The sequence below is a fragment of the Pandoraea sp. NPDC090278 genome (genome assembly GCF_044772185.1).
In the GTDB taxonomy this organism is placed as follows: domain Bacteria; phylum Pseudomonadota; class Gammaproteobacteria; order Burkholderiales; family Burkholderiaceae; genus Pandoraea.
The window spans coordinates 44475-63350 of the sequence record NZ_JBIVYJ010000010.1 but is presented as its reverse complement, the minus strand read 5'-3'; the positions used below and the strand labels follow the sequence as shown (position 1 = coordinate 63350).

Annotated in this window: 12 protein-coding genes; 8 read left to right on the top strand and 4 right to left on the bottom strand. The window is 63.8% G+C overall.

Annotation, left to right across the window (positions count from 1 at the left end; genetic code table 11):
• Window positions 1-8: 8 nt before the first annotated feature.
• Window positions 9-467, bottom strand: coding sequence for a type II secretion system major pseudopilin GspG (gspG, locus tag ACIQWO_RS26195; protein WP_233326223.1), 459 nt, complete (start codon window positions 465-467; stop codon window positions 9-11).
• Window positions 468-1020: 553 nt separating this feature from the next.
• Between gspG and ACIQWO_RS26190 the strand changes: the two genes are divergently transcribed.
• The 4 genes from ACIQWO_RS26190 (at window position 1021) to ACIQWO_RS26175 (ending at window position 12090) form a co-directional block, all read left to right on the top strand.
• Complete coding sequence (locus ACIQWO_RS26190) at window positions 1021-8955, top strand: discoidin domain-containing protein (RefSeq protein WP_402830473.1); 7935 nt, start codon at window positions 1021-1023, stop codon at window positions 8953-8955.
• Between the two features lie 223 nt (window positions 8956-9178).
• Entirely contained in the window at window positions 9179-9736 is a 558-nt protein-coding gene (locus ACIQWO_RS26185) for an RNA polymerase sigma factor (protein WP_246179349.1), read from the top strand.
• Window positions 9737-9749: 13 nt separating this feature from the next.
• Window positions 9750-10904 carry an anti-sigma factor family protein gene (locus ACIQWO_RS26180; protein WP_402830469.1) on the top strand — a complete coding sequence of 385 codons (1155 nt, stop codon included), beginning with the start codon at window positions 9750-9752 and terminating at the stop codon, window positions 10902-10904.
• Window positions 10891-12090, top strand: a complete 1200-nt coding sequence (locus tag ACIQWO_RS26175; protein ID WP_402830466.1) for a cytochrome P450 — start codon at window positions 10891-10893, stop codon at window positions 12088-12090. The genes ACIQWO_RS26180 and ACIQWO_RS26175 overlap by 14 nt, the downstream gene beginning before the upstream one ends.
• A gap of 115 nt (window positions 12091-12205) precedes the next feature.
• Here ACIQWO_RS26175 and ACIQWO_RS26170 read toward each other — a convergent pair whose 3' ends face one another.
• From ACIQWO_RS26170 to ACIQWO_RS26160, 3 genes are all read right to left on the bottom strand, one after another.
• Window positions 12206-12682 carry a cupin domain-containing protein gene (locus ACIQWO_RS26170; protein WP_402830463.1) on the bottom strand — a complete coding sequence of 159 codons (477 nt, stop codon included), beginning with the start codon at window positions 12680-12682 and terminating at the stop codon, window positions 12206-12208.
• A gap of 98 nt (window positions 12683-12780) precedes the next feature.
• Window positions 12781-13548, bottom strand: a complete 768-nt coding sequence (locus ACIQWO_RS26165; protein ID WP_402830460.1) for a response regulator transcription factor — start codon at window positions 13546-13548, stop codon at window positions 12781-12783.
• A gap of 298 nt (window positions 13549-13846) precedes the next feature.
• Entirely contained in the window at window positions 13847-14737 is an 891-nt protein-coding gene (locus tag ACIQWO_RS26160; protein ID WP_246184444.1) for a LysR substrate-binding domain-containing protein, read from the bottom strand.
• Between the two features lie 173 nt (window positions 14738-14910).
• Between ACIQWO_RS26160 and ACIQWO_RS26155 the strand changes: the two genes are divergently transcribed.
• Genes ACIQWO_RS26155 through ACIQWO_RS26140 form a run of 4 tightly spaced genes read left to right on the top strand, consistent with a single transcriptional unit; the run spans window position 14911 to window position 18873 of the window.
• Window positions 14911-15975 carry an ABC transporter substrate-binding protein gene (locus ACIQWO_RS26155; RefSeq protein WP_150574756.1) on the top strand — a complete coding sequence of 355 codons (1065 nt, stop codon included), beginning with the start codon at window positions 14911-14913 and terminating at the stop codon, window positions 15973-15975.
• A 47-nt stretch (window positions 15976-16022) separates the two neighbouring features.
• Entirely contained in the window at window positions 16023-17108 is a 1086-nt protein-coding gene (locus ACIQWO_RS26150) for an ABC transporter ATP-binding protein (RefSeq protein WP_402830456.1), read from the top strand.
• A complete protein-coding gene (locus ACIQWO_RS26145) occupies window positions 17105-18043 on the top strand; it encodes an ABC transporter permease (RefSeq protein WP_402830453.1) in 939 nt (312 codons plus the stop codon). Before ACIQWO_RS26150 ends, ACIQWO_RS26145 begins: the two co-directional genes overlap by 4 nt.
• A 14-nt stretch (window positions 18044-18057) precedes the next feature.
• The gene (locus tag ACIQWO_RS26140) at window positions 18058-18873 is read left to right on the top strand and encodes an ABC transporter permease (RefSeq protein ID WP_039397483.1); all 816 of its coding nucleotides are present in this window, start codon (window positions 18058-18060) and stop codon (window positions 18871-18873) included.
• Window positions 18874-18876: the final 3 nt, after the last annotated feature.

The following is an 18876-nucleotide window of genomic DNA, read 5'->3' as shown; positions in this document are numbered from 1 at the left end:
AGAGCGGCTTACTGCGACGCGATGTCGGCGTCGTCGCCCGAGCCACCGGGCTGCCCGTCGCGGCCGTACGAGATCACTTCGTACTCGCCCTTCGCGCCGGGCGAGTGGTACTGGTACGCGTGTCCCCACGGATCGAGCGGAATGGCCTTCTGAAGGTATGGACCGTTCCACGCCTGCCCTGCGGAGGTCGGCGCCACCATCAACGCGTTGAGGCCTTCGGCGGTGGTGGGGTAGCGACCGACGTCAAGGCGATAGGCATCGAGCGACTTGGTGAACGCGTCGATCTGCGCTTTTGCCACCGTGACTTCGGACTTGCGCAATTGCGCGAAGTACTTCGGCCCGACGTAAGCGGCGAGCAGACCGATGATCACCACGACCACGAGCAGTTCGAGCAACGTGAAGCCTCGCTGCGCGCGACGAAAGCTGGCGACGGAGGAGCGACGACGGGCGGGCAGACGAAGTTTCATGACGCGTTGGCTCGTAGTGAATGAGTCAGCGAACCGTCAGCCGACGCGCCCCACGAAGGGCGACGGGCGTGCAAGTCCGAGCCGCAAAGTCTGCGGCCGCACGCATCATCGACGAATTGCAAAGGGGCGGGAAGATGTGAATCGCTCAGCAGTGAATTGCAAAAAATTCAGTGCCGACGCACGCGAAGAAGACAGGAATCCGAATGTCCACGCGCATTTACCGAGGCGTGGGTGGTTTGTCCTACAGCGGGAATTTGAGGATTGTGGCGCCGCACTCAAACGCGCCTTGTCAGCGCTGCGGTCGCCGGAATTTCCCGGTTTTGGGGCGTGGCGTTTGCACGTTGCACGAGGTCGATCAAATGAAAATGACTAAAGACACTCGTGAAAATTACGCGGAACAAAGCCAACTTAGTATTGCGCCCGAAGTGGGGCAGACCACGGAAACTCGTTCGGAGTTCAATCTAACCGTCGGCATTTCGCAAAGTCATCCCGGAGTCCTTCCGGACACGCGGCGCGAATGTTGCACAGGTTCAATCGGAACCACAATGACGAAATGAGAAAACGACACTCATTAGCGTGGACATGCACGGGGCTATTGCTCGCGTGGATGTTCCTGATGGCGGGCACAGCCACGCCTCAGACGAACGCGGGAGCGACGCCGTTACCCATCCCGGCGTCGGGACGCGTAAAGATCAACCTTGGGGCTACGCCGTGGAAATTCCTCGGCGACACCGAACCGGACGGCGTCTCGCAAGCCGGTTTCGACGACTCCGGCTGGAAGAACGTCGGTATTCCGCACTCGATGAACGAGGACAACATGTTCTCGAACACGCAGAGCGGCGGCGACGTGCCGCACGGTCGCGGCTGGTATCGCAAGCACTTCAAGCTCGATAAGTCCTACGCCGGTCGCAAGATCGTCGTGGAATTCGAAGGCGCGCACATGGGCGCGCAGGTCTACGTGAACGGCACGCCGGTCAAGGGCAGCAGTGTGCGCAGCCCGAACGCCACGCACGTGGTCGGCTTCCTGCCGTTCGCCATCGACATCACCAACATGGTGAAGGCCGACGGCGTGACCGATAACGTGATCGCCGTACGCGTTGCCGCCAACGGCGACTGGTTCGAAGATCCGGACTTCTCGGGCGCGTTCCGCTTCGGTCAGGGCGACACGGGCATTTTCCGTCCCGTGTATCTGTACATCACCGATCCGGTTCACATTCCGCTGAACGACTATCCGGTCATGCAGACGTGGGGGACGCACGTCTCCACCGTGAGCATCGACAGTCCGGCCGTCGACGGCTCCGGCACGGCTGCCTCGGCGAACATCCAGATCGAGACGAACGTGCTCAACGAATCGGGCACGGCGCAGACCGCACAGGTCACCACGCAGATCGTCGACGCGACGGGCCAGATCGTGCAGCAAGCGAAGGACGACGTGGTCCTGCCGCCGAATGCCGGTCCGGGCTACAACCCGACGCTCGTGCGCCAGAACCTGACGGTCGATCATCCGACGCTCTGGTACCCGAACAACGTGCCGCGCGGCCGTCCGTACATGTACCGTGTGTTCCACATGGTCAGCGTGGGCGGTGTGGTGGTCGATGCGACGGAAAGCCCGCTGGGTATCCGCACGATCACCTGGGACGCCAACTTCCCGAGCATCAACGGCTACGCCACGCACCTCTGGGGCGCGTCGGGCCGCTACGACTATCCGGGCCTCGGCACGGCCGTGCCGGAAGAGCAGCAGTGGCGCGATCTGCGCCTGCTCGCCGATGCGGGCGGCAATCTGTATCGCCCGGGTCACTCGTCGTCGAGCACGGAATTCCTCAACGCGGCGGACGCGCTGGGGATTTTTGTCGTGCAGCCGAGTGGAGACGGGGAGAACGGCTTCAACGATTGCTATCAGCTCTCTGCACCGACGGCCGACTGTCCGCAGAACAAGATCGACAAGTACGCGCTGAAGCTTGAGCTGCATCGCGACATGATCGTGCGCGACCGCAACAACCCGTCCGTGCTGGCGTGGGAAGCGAACAACGGCATCATGAACACGGCGTTTGCGCCGCTGCTCGCCGCCATTGGCCGTCAGTGGGACCCGGTCAACACGCGCGCACAGGCCGACCGTACGCCGAAGGACGTCAACGGCGACATTCTGAGCTGCTCGCGTCAGGGTTGCGAAGTGGGCGTGAAGAACCAGTTCCCGAACAAGCCCGCATGGTCGGCCGAGTATTGGGGCCGTGGCGAGTTCCGCGCGAACTACGACTACGAGATGGATCAGGTCGCGTCGTTCATGAACGACTGGCGCAATGGCGTGCTGGCCAACACGTTCGGCATCGCACATTGGTATCTGGCCGATACGCCGGGCGAAGACAGCTTCTACTGGAGCGGCACGACTTACGATCCGAAGCTCAACCCGAGCGGTCCGTACGTTCGTTCGTTGGGCGATTCGATGGCCGACGGCAACCGCTTCCCGCGTCTGCTGTACTACGCGTATCAATCCGCGTGGACGCCGTTCGCGATCAAGCCGGTGGTGCACCTCGCGAACACATGGAACCGTAAGGGTCCGGTGCGCGTGAACGTGTTCAGTAACTGCCCGGCCGTGCGTCTCGTCGTCAACGGCGTGGTGCAGGGCGGCGACGTGAAGCCGAACACGCTCTCGACGTCGACCGACAACTCGCTCGGCACGACCACGGGTCTTGTGGGACAAGCGCATTGGGACGACGTGCAGTGGGCCGCAGGTCGTGTACAGGCGTTGTGCGTGGACGGTTTCGGCGCGCAAGTCATGGCGAACGGCAAGCCGGTGATCGACGAGCAGGTGACGGCCGGTACCCCCGACCACATCGTGCTGTCGGTGGTGCCGGAAGTCATTCGCCCGAGCGGTCAGTCGTTCCAGGTCACGGCCAACGGTTCTGACGCCGTGTTCGTGACGGCGCAGGTCGTCGATGCCAATGGCGTCGTCGTGCCGGATGCCACGAACCTCATCACGTTCGCCGTCGACAACACGGCCGTGGCCAACTATCGCGGCGGCTGGAATCACATCGTCACGATGGACAAGCCGCAGGGCTATCACTCGCCGGGCGATCATGAACTGGCTGCCGAAGGCGGTCTGACCCGTATCGCAATTCGCAGCACCTTCCAGACGGGACACGTGACGGTCAGCGCGACGTCGCCGGGTCTGGGTAGCGGTTCGGCGTCGTACGACGTGCAACCGGCCGTGGTCGTACCGGTGCAAGCCGCCACGTCTGCGCCGCAAATCGTGGTGCAACCCGCGAGCCAGCAGGTCAGCGTGGGCCAGCCCGCTCACTTCGACGTGACGGTCTCGGGGGCTGCGCCGATGCAGTTCCAATGGCAGCGCGATCATCAGGACATTCCGGGTGCAACGCTCAGCAGCCTCGATACTGCGGCGGCCACGGGTGACGATAACGGTCATGTCTTCGGCGTGCGCGTTCGCAACGGCGTGGGCACGATCACGTCGAACGACGCCGTGCTGTCGGTGATTCCGGCCCTCGCCGTGAGCATCGATACGCCGCCGGTCGCGCAAACCGTGTTCGTCGGTCAGACGGCCACGTTCAGCGTGGCGGTCAAGGGCTCGCCGGTGATCGAGTATCAGTGGTTCCGTAACGACGTCGCCATCGACGGCGCGAAGTCGGCGACCTACACCACGCCCGTGGTGACGGCCGACGACGACGGTGCGCTGTTCAAGGTGAGCGTCAAGAACCCGCTCGCTCAGGTCACGTCGACGCCGGTGGCCCTCAAGGTCAACGCCGCGACCACGCCGACCATCACGACGCCGCCCGCCAACACGGTGGCGATGTTGAACGAGAGCGCCACCTTCACGGTGGTAGCCGATGGCTCCAAGCCGCTGCACTACCAGTGGAATGGCCCGTCGGGCACGGTGGGCAGCGACGCACCCGCCTTCACGATCGACGCCGTCACGCCGAAGGATCTGGGCAAGTACACGGTGACGGTCTCGAACGCCTCGGGCAAGTCGGTGACGAGCGATCCGGCAACGCTGAGTCAGGCGGCACCGGGTGTGAACCTGGCGCAGGGCAAGTACGCGTTCGCCAGCAGCTATCAGGACCCGCAGGGCATGCCCGCCAGCAACGTGACCGACGGCAACGTCAGCACGCGCTGGAGCTCGGATCAGAAGGACGGCAACAACGCGTCGATCACGGTGGACCTCGGTGCGCCGATGCCGGTCAACCGCATGATCCTGCGTTGGGAGAACGCTTACGCCAGCTCGTATCGCATCGAAGTGTCGAACGACAACGTTCAATACACGAAGGCCTACGAGTCGCCCGCCGGTTTCGCCGGTGGCGTGGACGACTTCACGTTCCCGACGGTCACCGCTCGCTATGTCCGCATGGTCGGCCAGACGCGTGCGACCGCGTACGGTTACTCGCTGTACGAGATCGAGGTTTACAACGTCCCGAACTGTAACGATGGCGTGCTCTTCACGAACGAGCGTTACACGGTGCTGAACCCGGGCGAAGCGCAGGACAAGTCCAGCACGCTGGTCTGGAACCGCAAGCAGTACGCGACGACGGACCCGAACCACCAGTTCACCCAACTGGCGGCAGCGGACTACTGCGCAGCACAGGGCAAGCGTCTGCCGACGCGTGAGGAAGCGCTCTCCATCGCTGCCAACAACAGCGCAGCGTGCGCATTCCCGGAGAAGTGGACGACGTGGACGTCGACGTTGCTCGCCACCGACCAGCGTCAGGCTTACCTGATCACGTCGGCGGGCGAAGACCGTCAGGGTCTTGTCGATAACGCACCGGGTTGGGTGCTGTGCGTGTCCGGAACCGCCCAGGTTACGCCGCCCACGGTGACGGTGCAGCCGGGCGATGTGAGTGTCACGCAAGGCAAGTCGGCGCACTTCAGCCTCGGCATCAACGGCTCGGCGCCGCTCACGTTCAAGTGGTATCGCGTGGCGAAGGCCGGTGAGACGTCGGACACGCTGCTCTACACGTCGTCGACCCCGGTCTACGACACCCCGGCCGTCAAGCTGGAAGACGACGGCACGCAGTACTACGTGGTGGTCAGTAATGCCGCGAACAGCGTCACGAGCCAGAAGTTCAAGCTCACGGTGACGCCGCCCCAGCAGGATCCGGGCAACGGCAACCCGCAGGTGCCGCCGCCGGTGATCGTTACGCCGCCGGTGAGCCAGTCGGCCGCCATCGGCAAGACGGCCACGTTCACGGTCAGCGCGACCGGTAACGGCACGCTGTCGTACCAGTGGTATCGCGACGGTGCGGTCGCCGCGAGCTACACCACGCCTGCCGTCAAGCTCGAAGACAACGGTGCGCAGTTCACCGTGCTCGTGAGTGCAGGCGGGGCTGGCAAGCTGAGCGACGGTGCGACGCTCAATGTCGTGGATGGCGTGCCGTCCAACGACACGAACCTCGCACTGGGCAAGACGGTGACATCCACGCCGGTCGAAAACCCGGGCTTCGGCGCAGCAACCAACGTGAACGATGGCGACATCAACACGCGCTGGTCGTCGCTGTTCGTCGACAACCCGGATGCCGACAAGGCAAGCATCACGATCGACCTGGGCAAGTCGCAGGCCGTCAATCTGGTGCGCCTGAAGTGGGAAGCCGCGTACGGTAAGCAGTACCTGATTCAGGTCTCGGATACCGGTAACGATGGTGACTGGAAGACGGTCTACACCCAGAACACGGGCCGCGGCGGTACGGAGAACCTGTCGTTCCAGACGGTCGCCGCACGCTATGTCCGCATGCAGGGTGTCAAGCGTCAGACGCAGTACGGCTTCTCGCTGTACGAGTTCGAAGTCTATGGTCCGAAGCTGAGTTTCGATCAGCAACCGCAGCCGCAATCCGTGCAGGTGGGCCAGTCGGCGCACTTCACGGTGTCGGTGATCGGCGCGTCGAACCTGTCGTACACGTGGTTCCGTAACGGCCAGCAAGTGGCGGTGACGGCCAGCCCGTCGTACGACACGCCTGCCACGACGATGGACGACAACGGCGTGCAGTACGGCGTGGTTGCCGATGACGGCAATTCGAACATCACCAGCACGCCTGCCTTGCTGACGGTGACCCCGGCCCCGACCGGTGGCAACAACGGTAACGGCAATACGGGCACCCCGCCGCAAGGCGGGGACGGCGGTAATGGTGGTAACGGTGGTAATGGCAACAACGGTGCCACGCCGGTGAACCTCGCCCTTGGCAAGCTCGCGCTGGCCAGCGGCGTGGAGAATCCGCAGGGCACGCCGGCGTCCAACGCGCTCGACGGCAACGTCGATTCGCGCTGGTCGTCGGACTTCAACGACAACGCGTGGTTTGCCGTGGATCTGGGTGCCCCCACCCAGATTTCGGAAGTGCAGTTGCGTTGGGAACGTGCTTACGGCACGGCGTACGCGATCCAGATCTCGGACGACGGCAATACGTGGCGCAAGGTCGGCGGCCAGTCCGCCGGTCAGGGCGGCACGGAGCAGGTCTCGTTCGCCCCGGTCACCACGCGCTTTGTGCGCATGGCCGGTATCCAGCGTTCGTCGCCGTACGGCTACTCGCTGTATGAGTTCGAGGTGTATGGGCCTGCGGGCGGCACGGTTCCCGTGACGAACCCGGCCACGGACAACTCGGGTAACAGCAACAACGGCAATCTCGCGAAGGGCAAGCCCGCCTTTGCAAGCGGTGCCGAGAGCGACGGTACGCCCGCCCGCTTCGCAGTGGACGGCAACCCGGCAACGCGCTGGTCGTCGGACTTCAACGACAACGCGTGGCTCGCCGTCGATCTGGGCACCTCGGTGCCGGTGTCGAAGGTGGTGCTGAACTGGGAGCGTGCTTACGGTGCGGCTTACGAGATTCAGGTGTCGAACGACAACCAGAACTGGACGCGCGTGGCTTCGCAGCCCAACGGCCAGGGCGGCGTCGAAACCGTCACGTTTGCCACGACGTCGGCGCGCTACGTGCGCATGGCAGGCATCAAACGCTCGTCGCAGTACGGTTACTCGCTGTTCGAGTTCGAAGTGTACGGCCCCACGGACGGCAGCACGCCGCCGCCGCCCCCGCCGTTGCCCGTTATCAGTGGCCAACCGGCCAGTGTCACGGTGCAGCAGGGACAACCGGCGCACTTCGCGGTCGCGCTCGCCAATGCGGACGGGATGACGTATCAATGGCGTCGCGGCGGCACCCTGATTCCGGGGGCTAACGCTTCGACGTACGACACGCAACCGACGACGGCCGCCGACAACGGCGCGACGTTCACGGTCGACGTGAGCAATTCGGCCGGTAACACGGTGACGTCGTCGGCGGCCACGCTGACGGTGACGCCGCCGCCGGTCACGGGCGATCCGGGCACCGGCAACCCGCCGGACGACGGCACCATCCCGAACTATCCGATCTATCCGAACCAGATCGGCGTCGAACTGCGTAACAACACGAACGGCGCTTATACGGACGATCAGATTTTCGTGGCGGTGATCGCGCACGACCCGGCAAAGGACGGCCAGTTCGTCTACGTGAAGCCGGACGGCACCACGGTGCTGATGTCGGACGCGGACAACGACGGTCCCGGCCACCTGACGAAGAACGGGCAGAACTACGCCAACTACTTCTTCACGCTGGCGCAGGCAAAGCAGTTGAAGTTCCCGAAGCTCTTCGGCGCACGCGCCTACGTGGGGCTGGGCTCGCCGCTGTACATCAAGGTCAATAAGGACGTGAACGGTCAGATCGGCTTCGCTGGTCCGGACGTGCGCAACCCGACCGACCCGAACATCAACGTCTACTTCGACTGGTATGAGTTCACCTACGGCGACAACGGCCTGTGGCTGAACAACACGCAGGTCGATCAGTTCGGCTTCCCGCTGACGGAAGACGTGTACGGCAGCAACCGCACGACCCACGTGCGCTCGGGCATCACCGAGTCGCGTGCGTCGATCTTTGCGGCGTATCAGAAGGAAGTGCCGTCGGCGTTCCTGCCGACCAACCCGTCTCAGTACCGCATCATGGCGCCGAGCAAGGGTGGGTTCGACGAGGGACAACCGAACGGCAAGTACTTCGACGCGTACATCGACAGCATGTGGGAGTACTACCGCACGCACTCGCTTACGCTGCTGATGTGGGGTAACGCACGCAAGTTTGTCGGTCAGACGGTGGGTGATCAGCTCGTGTTCACGGAAGTGGATCAGGGCAACGGTGCCTTCGTCGGCGGCAAGTACTACGTGAATCACCCGAACACGCAGGACATGCTCGAAGCGAAGGGTCCGCTGGCCTCCGGTAATGCGACGGAACTGGCGCTCGAGGCGCAGGTGGCGGCGGCGCTCAACCGCCACATCATGGAAGACGACACGCAGTGGGCAGCACCGTCGTCGGCCTGGTACGCCAAGGGCCCGTACAACGCTTACGCGAAGTTCTGGCACGACCACAGCATCGACCGCAAGGCGTACGGCTTCTCGTACGACGACGTCGCGGACCAGAGTTCCACCCTGGTTTCGCCGACGCCTGAGCACGTCGTTCTGGGCATCGGCTTCTGACGACTTGAGTTTGTGTAGCGAAATGACGACGGGATGCGCGGTTTCGGCATCCCGTCGTTTTTTTCACGACACGCCCGCAGGCCGCATGGTCCGGTCATCTAGATGTCGATGAGTTGTATTGAGGCCTGTATTGAGACGGATTTGCAGAGATTTTTATGTTTTCGCGATATCGACTTGGGAATAATGCGAATCTTTCGGCCCGTCGCCGTAGTGGTGAGTGAACATGATGCAGTTCGAGCACGATTCGGGGTTTGCGCGGCTGCTGCTCCCCATGTTGCCGAAGCTGTGGACGTTCGCGTTGCGGCTCACCGGCGACCGTCACGACGCCGAAGACCTCGTGCAGCGCGCCTGCGTGCGCGCGCTTGAGCGTGCCGACGCCCAGTTGCGCCCCGACAGTGCGCCGCTGAACTGGCTCTATTCCATCGTCCATTCCCTGTGGCTCAACGAACTGCGGGCGCGTAACGTGCGCAATCGCGGCGGCGTCGCATGGGATGACACGTTGCTCGAGAATATTGCCGACTCTGTGTCGGGATTGCCGGACGAGCATGTCGGGCACCGCCAGATCGTCGATGCCGTCGAGCGTCTGCCTACGCCGCAACGTGTGGCGCTGCTGCTGGTCGCGGTCGAAGGCTTCAGCTATCGCGAGGCGGCGCAGATTCTCGATGTGCCGGTTGCCACGGTCATGGGTCGCCTGTCGGCTGCACGTCAGCGTCTGGGTGTGCAGTTCGACGTGACGCCGCGCCGACGCGGCACCTCCGCCGTTGGCGAAACGCCGACGTGAGGGTGACGACCCGATGGTGATCACCGACCAGATTCTTCTTTCCTACGTCGACGGCAGCCTGACCGAGGATGCTGCGTCCAAAGTCGAGGCTGCGATAGCGAGTTCGCCGGACATCGCGGCGCGTGTGGTGGCGTTGTACGCATCCGATCTGCCGTTTCAGGCCGCGTACGAAACCTGCTTTACTGCGCCCGTCCCGCCTGAGTTGGTGTCGACGGTGCGCACGCTGGTGCGCGGGCGCACGACGCTGGATGTGCCGTCGCATGTCGCCAGCGCCAACGACGCGCGCTTCGCACGGGCCGGGCGTGAGGGTAGAGAAGGGCGACGCATGCATGTCCGCAGCCCGGGCACCGTGCCGCGCCGTAGCGCGCTGGATCGCGAGTTCGATGAATCGACGTCGTCCGACAGCAAGCCGCCGCGCGTCATCTGGTGGCAGATCGGTGGATTTGCGGCGGGCGCGACCGCGTTCGCCGTGCTGATCGCCAGCGCCGGTGCACGTTTTCTGACCGAAGGCCCGGCTCCCACGCCTATGCCCCAGATGCCTATCTCGCACGCCATGTCCGTCGCGGGCAATCTGGATGTCGACAGTGTGGCGGCCTCGCCGCCGGAGGCCGCCAACGCGTGGCACGGTTCTTACGAGCCGTGGGTGCGCGCTTTTGTTTCGTATCAATCGCTCTTTGCCAGAGCGACCCTCGATCCGCTCGACGACGAAGCGGCCGAGGCCATCGCCACGGTGCGCGCCATCCGCCACCGCGACGACATTCCACTGGTCGTGCCCGATCTGCGCCGTGCCGGTATGGAGTTCAAGCGTTTGCAGCGCTTACAGTTCGACGGCCGTGCCGTCGTTCAGATGGCTTATCTGCCCCGCGAAGGGCCGCCCGTGGCGATCTACGTCGTGAAGGACACGCGTCTGGCGCACGGCCCCTCCGCACAGACCATTCCCCCCATGGATACGGTGACGTGGCGCCGTGACGGGCAAATGTTCGCGCTGGTCGCTCCCTCCGGGTCGAGCGATCTGCTGCCGATTGCCCGCGCGCTTGCCAACGACGTCGTGCCGGTGCTCTACGACGGTGGCACCACGCCGCCGGGCCTGCAAGCCAATGGCGTCTTGCAGCCGTTCACCGATGCGATGGCGGACGCCCCCCTTTCAAAGACTTATGAACCTCGCTGATTTTTCGTCCCCTGCATTTTTCGATAACCCTTACCCGATCTACGAACGTTTGCGCCAGGCTGGCGATCTGGTGCCCATCGGCCCGTCGCTGATGATGACGGGCCGCTACGACCTGATCGAAGCGCTGTTGCACGATCGCCGCATGGGCAAGGCGTACATGCCGAGCGTGATTGCGCGCTATGGCCCGCTGGCTGTCGAGCAACCGGTGTTTCGCGCGATCAGCCGCATGTTCCTGATGGCAAATCCGCCGGAACATACGCGTCTGCGCACGCTGCTGATGCACTCGTTCAACGCGCGACGCATCGAAGACCTCTCGGGCGATATGCATCGGCAGGCCGCCAGTCTGATCGAGGCGATGCCCGCGACCGGGCCGGTCGATCTGATGGCGGCTTACTGCACGCCGCTGCCGCTGCGCATCATCTGCCGCTTACTCGACGTTCCACTGGCCGACGGACAGGTGCTCGGGGACAGTGCCGCCGCGCTGGTGCGGGCGTTCGATCTCGCACCGCTCGACGAAGCCGGGCTGGCCGACGCCAACAGGGGCGCAGTGACGCTCGAATCGTATTTCGACCGTCTGCTGCGCGCACGTCGCCGTCAGCCGGGCGACGATCTGCTCTCTGCGCTGATTGTGGCGACGAGCGGCGAGGGTGGTCTGTCGGACGAGGAAATCGTGGCGAACATGCTGCTGCTGTTCGTGGCAGGGCACGAGACGACGTCGAACATGCTGGGCAATGCGCTGATCCATCTGTATCGCGATCCGGCGCAGTGGCAGCAGCTTCGCAGCGACCCGTCGCTCACACAGGGGGCCGTTGTCGAGGCGATGCGCTTCGACAGTTCGGTACAGATGGTCGCGCGCACGGCGCTCTCGCCGGTGCGCGTGGGCGACGTTGCTGTCGAGACCGGCACGACGGTGTTCATGCTGCTGGGCGCGGCCAACCGCGATCCGGCGAAGTTCGACAACCCGGACCGGTTCGATATCCGGCGCGAGAACCACGGTCGTCTGATCTCGTTCAGTGCGGGCATTCACCACTGTCTCGGCGCACGGCTCGCGACGGCCACGCTGCAAATCGCGCTCGACAAGCTGCTCAGCAGCTTCCCGAACCTGACGATCACCGGTCTGGACGACCTGCGCTGGCATCGCCGTCACAGCCTGCGCGGCGTGGCGTCGTTGATGGCGAATTACTGAAGACGGACACCGGCCGAGACCATTCGACGGTCTCGGCCCGGTCGCCCAAAGCAAAGCGGCCCGTCACTTCATCGGTGACGGGCCGCTTTGTCTGGTGATGCCGGTTCAGGCGATGTTACTGGTCGACGTGCGAGGGGGCGTCGGTGTCGTACACGGCGTACAGCTTGGTGTAGCCCTTTGATTCAAATACACCCGTCCAGCCCTTGGGCAGCGTGACCGCTTCGCCCGGACCGGCTTCCACGACCGTGCCGTCGCTCGACGTGAACTTCGCGCCGCCGCTCAGGAACACGAGCAGTTCGGTGTACGGATAGCCGGGGGCCGAGCGAATCTCTTCGCGCACGGGGCCGGACTTGAATACGCCGGTCTGGAACACCTTGTCGGGCGAGGTGAAGGTGGTGACATCGACGGTGTCATTGCCGTCTTCGTTTTCATGCACGGCGTCGTCGCGGTCGAAGACCGGGCCAGCCAGTTCCTGCTTGTTCACTTTGATGGGGTGGAGCGCTGCGGCGCTCGCGCCACCAGCGCACAGCGCGAACATCATCAGCGCGATGGCGGCCTTGCGTGCCGTTCCGTGGGTCCTGCGTTGCAGCATATCGTTGTCTCTGTTGTCTTTATTGACTTTCGTCTGCCCTGAATGGCGCGTGCGCTGCCGGACGTCGGGCGTCCGTCAGCGGGCCGGGCGAGAGCTTATCAATCGCGAGAGACTTCAGGCAAGGACTGCGTGTGCGAGGCGACGCCTGTGGCGCGCGTACTACGGACCGGGCTTCGTGAGCGTTGCGGGCGCGCGCCAAGGCAGTAGCCGCCGCCGTACACGGCACGCAGCACGAGGCCGTGTTCACCGCGCAGGCCGAGCCGGTTGCGCAGCAGATAGACATGCTGCTCGATGCTGCGCGCCGCCGACGCTTCGTCGCTACGCCAGATCAGCGAGGCGATCCGCGCGCGGCTCACCCGCATGTCCGGGGCGGAGAAGAGCAGCCACGCCAGCGCGAACTCGCGGGCCGTCAGTTCGACTTCGATGCCCCCGACCGACACTGTGTCTCGGCCACGGTCGAGTTGATAGGTCCCGACTTCCAGCAGGTCTTCACTGCGGGCCGCATTGGCCGAGGCGCGCCGGTGCAGCGTCATCGCCAGACGCGTCTGCAACTCGGCCACGTCCACGGGGAAGGGCAGCACGTCGTCGCACCCGGCGCGAAACGACAGGTCGAGCATCCACGACGGGGTGCCGAAACCGATGACCAGCGCGCCGGCGCTGCGCGGACCACGTCGGCGGGCGAGAACGCCCTGCAAGTCGAGAGGGCCGAGTGCGGCATCGACGAGTGCCGCTGTGTACGGAATGCGCGAGGCGGCCACAAGATACTGGGCGGCGTCGTCAAAGCGCTGGCAGTCGCCGTCGGCGCTGAGGCGTTGGCGGATGGCCTCGAAGAGCCCGATGTCTGACGTAAGAACTGCAAACTTCACTTCATGCTCCTGTTGCCGAACTCGAATTCGTTGTTTCATGCATCTGGCGCGCCCGAGAGCAAAATTGTCGGGAATCGCGTTGTCATGCTTAAAACACTTCAGTCCACCAAAAGAAACTTGAGGAATTTGCATCGACCTGTTGAAGGCTTGCTGCGTCGAGACGCAATGCGTAGGGATGCTAGTTGACGTAAGCGGAAAGTCCTGATGTCGACGCCCAACGTTGGGGCAGTGGTGCGTCGATTTGGGGCAAGGCGGCCGACGTCGGCATGCGCCTTTGGCACATCAGGTTCAGGCGGTCTCAGTCGGCCAGCAGCTCGACCATGCGCTGCTTCGTGTAGTCGACGAATGCCTGTGCGAGCCGTGAGGGCGGATGCTGTGTGGAGGTGACCAGCGAGAAGCCCGACATGACGACCGGCTCGAACGGTTTGACCAGCACTCGACCGGCTGCATAGCGCGCCGTGACCTGATCGATGATTGCCACCCCGGCGCCATGCTGAACCAGCACGCATATCGCTGCGGACAACTGGGACTCGGCGCTCATCACCCGGTCGATCTGCCGCTCTGCGAAGAGCCGGTCGATGTACATCCGGTTATCGAATTCCTTCGGATAGGAAATGAACGATTCGTCGCGCAGGTCTTCGGGGCGAATCACGTCTCGGTCGGCGAGACGGTGCCCCAGCGGCAGGATGCAGCGCATGGGGGCGCGGTGCAGTATCTCGACATTGGCGCCCGCATGCGTGAGCGGGTGCGCGATGAAGCCCACATCGCAACGTCGTCCGACCACCATATCCACTACGATGCTCGACGCGTGAATCAGCAGCGTCGTGCTCACGCCGGGATGCTCGCGCATGAAGCCCGTCAGTGTGGTGGGCAAGAACTCCAGCGCCAGCGCGGGGGCACCTGCGATGTGCAGAGAACCGCGTCGCAACGACTTGATCTGCTCAGCGGTCTGCGCGATGCGGTCGATGCCCGCAAACGAGCGCTCCACTTCCTCGAACAACACCATCGCCTCGGGCGTCGGATTCAGCCGCCCGTTGCTGCGGTCGAATAAGGAAAACCCTACGTCGGCTTCCAGATCGTTGATCAGACGCGTGACCGCCGGTTGCGAGATGTGGAGCATGTCCGCCGCGCGAGTGACCGTCTGACGCAGGATCAGCGCGCGAAATGCCTCCAACTGCCGGATCTTCATCGAAGCTTGTCCCCGCTCTCCCCATAACATTTGCGTATGGCTGAGCAAAAAAATGTGATTTGACCGTGCGTGTGTCGAAAATGACCCTACGAAAACCACGCAATAGTTTCATTTTTTTTCGTAATGCCGGGCCATAACATCACATAACACTGCATCACGCAAGGAGCTTCCCGATGAAGACTGTCGTCCCCCAAACGCTTCGCAAGCTTGGCCGTGCCGCCGCGATTTCTGTCGGTGCGGGATTGGTTTTTGGTGCTTCCGCCGCGCATGCCGATACGACGCTGTATGTCGGCGCGTACGGCGGTTCGTTCGAACAGATGCTGAAGAAAGACGTCATTCCCGGCTTCGAACGGGCCAACCCGGGCACCAAGGTTGTGATCGTGCCGGGCGACTCGACGACGACGCTCGCGAAGCTTCAGGCGCAAAAGGGCAAGGCGGGTATGGACGTGGTCTTCCTCGACGACGGCCCGATGTATCAGGCGATCCAGATGGGCTTCTGCGGCAAGCTCGCCGACGCGCCGGTCTATCAGGATCTCTACGACATCGCGAAGTTCAAGAACGGCAACGCCGTGGCGGCTGGTCTGATCGCGACCGGCATCGCGTACAACACGCGTCTGTTCCAGTCGAAGGGATGGCCTGCACCGACGTCGTGGAAGGAACTCTCCGACCCGAAGTACAAGGGCAAGCTCGTGATGCCGAGCATCAAGAACACGTACGGTCTGCACGCGCTGCTCGTCGAGTCGAAGCTTAATGGCGGCAGCGACAGCAACATCGATCCGGGCTTCAAGGAGATGGAGAAGATTGCACCGAACGTGCTGTCGTTCGATCCGTCGCCGGGCAAGATCGCCGAGCTGTTCCAGGCCGACGAAGTCGCGCTGGCCGTGTGGGGTAATGGTCGTGTGCAGGCGCTGCGTCAGCAAGGCATTCCGGTCGAGTTCGTCTATCCGAAGGAAGGTGCGGTGGCGCTGGGTATGGGCATGTGCGCGGTCGACAAGTCGGCCAACGATGCGCTCGCACAGAAGTTCATCCAGATGATTCTCTCGCCGCAGACGCAGGCCGTTCTGGCTGAAAGCCAGGGCGTCGCGCCGTCCAACAAGAAGACCCAGTTGTCGATGGCGATCGCCGCGCGCGTGCCGTCGCCCGCACAGATCGACAAGCTCGTGCGTGTCGATTGGGATGTCGTGAACGCCAAGCGCGCCGAATGGACGCAACGCTGGAATCGTCAGATCGAGCGCTAAGCGATTAAGTGAATCGGACGTTGAGCGGCAAGGAGAACACAAGCGACATGAGCACCAGCACCCCTTACTTACGCGTTGAAAATCTCGGCAAGCGCTTTGGCGACACGGTGGCCGTCGAGGGCGTCGATCTCTCGATTGCGCAGGGCGAATTTATTTCCCTGCTGGGTCCGTCGGGCTGCGGCAAGACCACCACGTTGCAGATGATTGCCGGTTTCGTTGCCCCGACGTCCGGCCGGATTCTGCTCGAAGGCCACGACCTTACGCCCGTGCCGCCGGAAAAGCGCGGGCTGGGCATCGTCTTCCAGAGCTACGCGCTGTTTCCGCACATGACGGTGGCGCAGAACGTGGCGTTCGGTCTGGACATGCGACGGGTGGACGCTGGCGAGAAACAACGCCGCGTGAAGGACGCGCTGGAGCTGGTGCATCTCGGTGCGCATGCGCAACGCTATCCGCGCGAACTTTCGGGCGGACAGCGTCAGCGCGTGGCGCTGGCGCGGGCGATGGTCATTGCACCGCCCGTGCTGCTGCTCGACGAGCCGCTCTCGAATCTGGACGCCAAGCTGCGCGAACAGATGCAGGACGAGTTGCGTTCGATTCAGCGCAAGGTCGGCACGACCACGATCATGGTCACGCACGATCAGGCCGAAGCGCTCGCGATCAGCGATCGCGTGGTGTTACTCAACGCGGGGCGTGTGGTTCGCATCGACACGCCGCACGAAGTGTACGAAGACCCGCGCGCGACATTTGCCGCGAACTTCATCGGGCAGACCAATCTCATCACAGGTCAGCTCGACGTGCGTGGCGGTGTGGCGCTGCTGGAAGTGCAGGGGCTGCGGCTGGTGGTGTCGCCTGCGCAGGCCGGACTGGCGTCGCAGGAAGCTGCAAATGCGTCGGTCACGTTCTGTCTGCGTCCCGAGCGAATCCGACTCACGTCGGCCACCGCAGGGCGCGTACCGGGACGCGTCGCGCAGCGCAGCTTCCACGGCAATCACTGGGTGCTCACCGTATCGACCGCGCTGGGCGAGTTGCGCGTGCTCGTGTCGAACGACGGTGCGGTCGCGGCCAACGACGGCGACGCCGTCGGTCTCGACTGGGCCGACGACGCACTGCGTCTTGTGCAGGAGAGCGCATGAACGCCGCGACGTCTACGCCACCGGGTGTGCCGAGCGTGGAGACGGCTACGCCCACGGCATCGGTATCGCCCGAGGTCGCCGCTCAGCGTCGCTCGGCCTGGACGCTGGTCGCGCCCGCGACGCTCTACTTCCTCGTGCTGCTGGCTGTGCCGCTCGTGCTGACGTTCGTCCTCAGTCTGCACGACTTCGACCCGAATTCGGGCGGTATTCTGCCGACGGTGTCGTTGCAGCATTACGTCGACATTCTCACGGACAGCTATTTCTACGAGATCTTCCTGCGCACGTTGCTGCTGTCGGTCGGCGTGACGCTGCTGTGTGTGCTGATCGGCGTGCCCGAAGCGTATTTCCTGTTCCGCATGCGTGATCCGTGGCGCTCGTTGTGTCTGGTGCTCGTACTCGGTCCGCTGCTGATCTCGGTCGTCGTGCGCACGCTCGGCTGGTCGATTCTGCTGGGCCGTGAAGGGCTGATCAATGCCGTGCTCACGAAGCTCGGCCTCATCGATCATCCGTTGCAAATGCTGTTCACGATGGGCGCGGTCACGGTGGCGCTGGCGCATGTGCTCGTGCCGTTGCTGGTGTTGTCGGTGTGGACGTCGCTCACGCGGCTGGACCCCGCCGTAGCGCACGCGGCCCGCTCGCTCGGTGCAGGTCGCGCGACGGTGATGTGGCGCGTGGTGTTGCCGCAGATCACGCCGGGCATTCTCTCGGGCAGCCTGATCGTGTTCGCGCTTACGGCGAGTGCCTTTGCGACACCGGCGCTCATCGGCGGACGCCGTCTGAAAGTCGTGGCGACCACGGCGTACGACGAATTCCTCGGCACGCTGAACTGGCCGCTGGGCGCGGCGATTGCCATCGTGCTGCTGATCGTCAACGTGCTCATCATCAGCGGGTACAACCGCGCACTTGAGAAGCGCTTCACGCGCCGTCTCGGCTGACGGGAGACCATCACATGAATCAGCTCGATTCTCAGTACGATCGCAACGGCGCGGGCGCGCTGGCGTTCCACGTGCTGTTTCTCGTCTTTATCCTCGCGCCGCTGGTCGTCGTGTGTCTGGTGGCGTTCACGCCGGACAACTTCCTCTCGATTCCGACCAAGCACTTCTCGCTGCGCTGGTTCGAATCGCTCATGAGCGACGAGGACTTCCAGTCGGCGCTGCGCACCAGTCTGTGGCTGGGCGTGATGTCGGCGACGGTGTCGACGGCGCTTGCTGTACCAACTGCGATGGGGCTGGCGCGCTACCGTTTCCCGGGGCGCGATGCGATCAACTCGTTTCTGCTCTCGCCGCTGATGATCCCGCCGGTGGTGCTCGGTATCGCGTTCCTGCGTCTGTTCACGCTGCTCGACATGGGCGGCTCGTTCGAGAGTCTGGTCGCATGCCACGCGCTGCTGATCTTCCCGTATGCGTTGCGTCTGATCATGGCGGCGCTCGTGGGGCAGGCAGACGAGGGTGAGCGTGCTGCACGCTCGCTGGGGGCAGGGCGCTGGACGACGTTCCGCCGCATCACACTGCCCGCGATTCTGCCGGGCGTGGCAGGCGGCTGGGTGCTGGCGTTCATCAACAGCTTCGACGAACTGACGGCCACGATTTTCGTCACGTCGCCGGAGACGATCACGTTGCCTGTGCGCATCTACATGAATATGAGCGAGACGGTCGATCCGAGCGTCGCCGCGATTTCAACGTTGCTCATCGGAGTGACGCTGGCGGTCATGCTGATCCTCGACCGCATCTACGGTTTGAACAAGGTTCTGGTTGGAAATCACTAAAAC

Excerpts from the sequence above, each read along its gene's own strand:
- gspG (WP_233326223.1), bottom strand. The coding sequence starts at position 467 with ATGAAACTTCGTCTGCCCGCCCGTCGTCGCTCCTCCGTCGCCAGCTTT.
- ACIQWO_RS26190 (WP_402830473.1), top strand. The coding sequence starts at position 1,021 with ATGAGAAAACGACACTCATTAGCGTGGACATGCACGGGGCTATTGCTC.
- ACIQWO_RS26185 (WP_246179349.1), top strand. The coding sequence starts at position 9,179 with ATGATGCAGTTCGAGCACGATTCGGGGTTTGCGCGGCTGCTGCTCCCC.
- ACIQWO_RS26180 (WP_402830469.1), top strand. The coding sequence starts at position 9,750 with ATGGTGATCACCGACCAGATTCTTCTTTCCTACGTCGACGGCAGCCTG.
- ACIQWO_RS26175 (WP_402830466.1), top strand. The coding sequence starts at position 10,891 with ATGAACCTCGCTGATTTTTCGTCCCCTGCATTTTTCGATAACCCTTAC.
- ACIQWO_RS26170 (WP_402830463.1), bottom strand. The coding sequence starts at position 12,682 with ATGCTGCAACGCAGGACCCACGGAACGGCACGCAAGGCCGCCATCGCG.
- ACIQWO_RS26160 (WP_246184444.1), bottom strand. The coding sequence starts at position 14,737 with ATGAAGATCCGGCAGTTGGAGGCATTTCGCGCGCTGATCCTGCGTCAG.
- ACIQWO_RS26155 (WP_150574756.1), top strand. The coding sequence starts at position 14,911 with ATGAAGACTGTCGTCCCCCAAACGCTTCGCAAGCTTGGCCGTGCCGCC.
- ACIQWO_RS26150 (WP_402830456.1), top strand. The coding sequence starts at position 16,023 with ATGAGCACCAGCACCCCTTACTTACGCGTTGAAAATCTCGGCAAGCGC.
- ACIQWO_RS26145 (WP_402830453.1), top strand. The coding sequence starts at position 17,105 with ATGAACGCCGCGACGTCTACGCCACCGGGTGTGCCGAGCGTGGAGACG.
- ACIQWO_RS26140 (WP_039397483.1), top strand. The coding sequence starts at position 18,058 with ATGAATCAGCTCGATTCTCAGTACGATCGCAACGGCGCGGGCGCGCTG.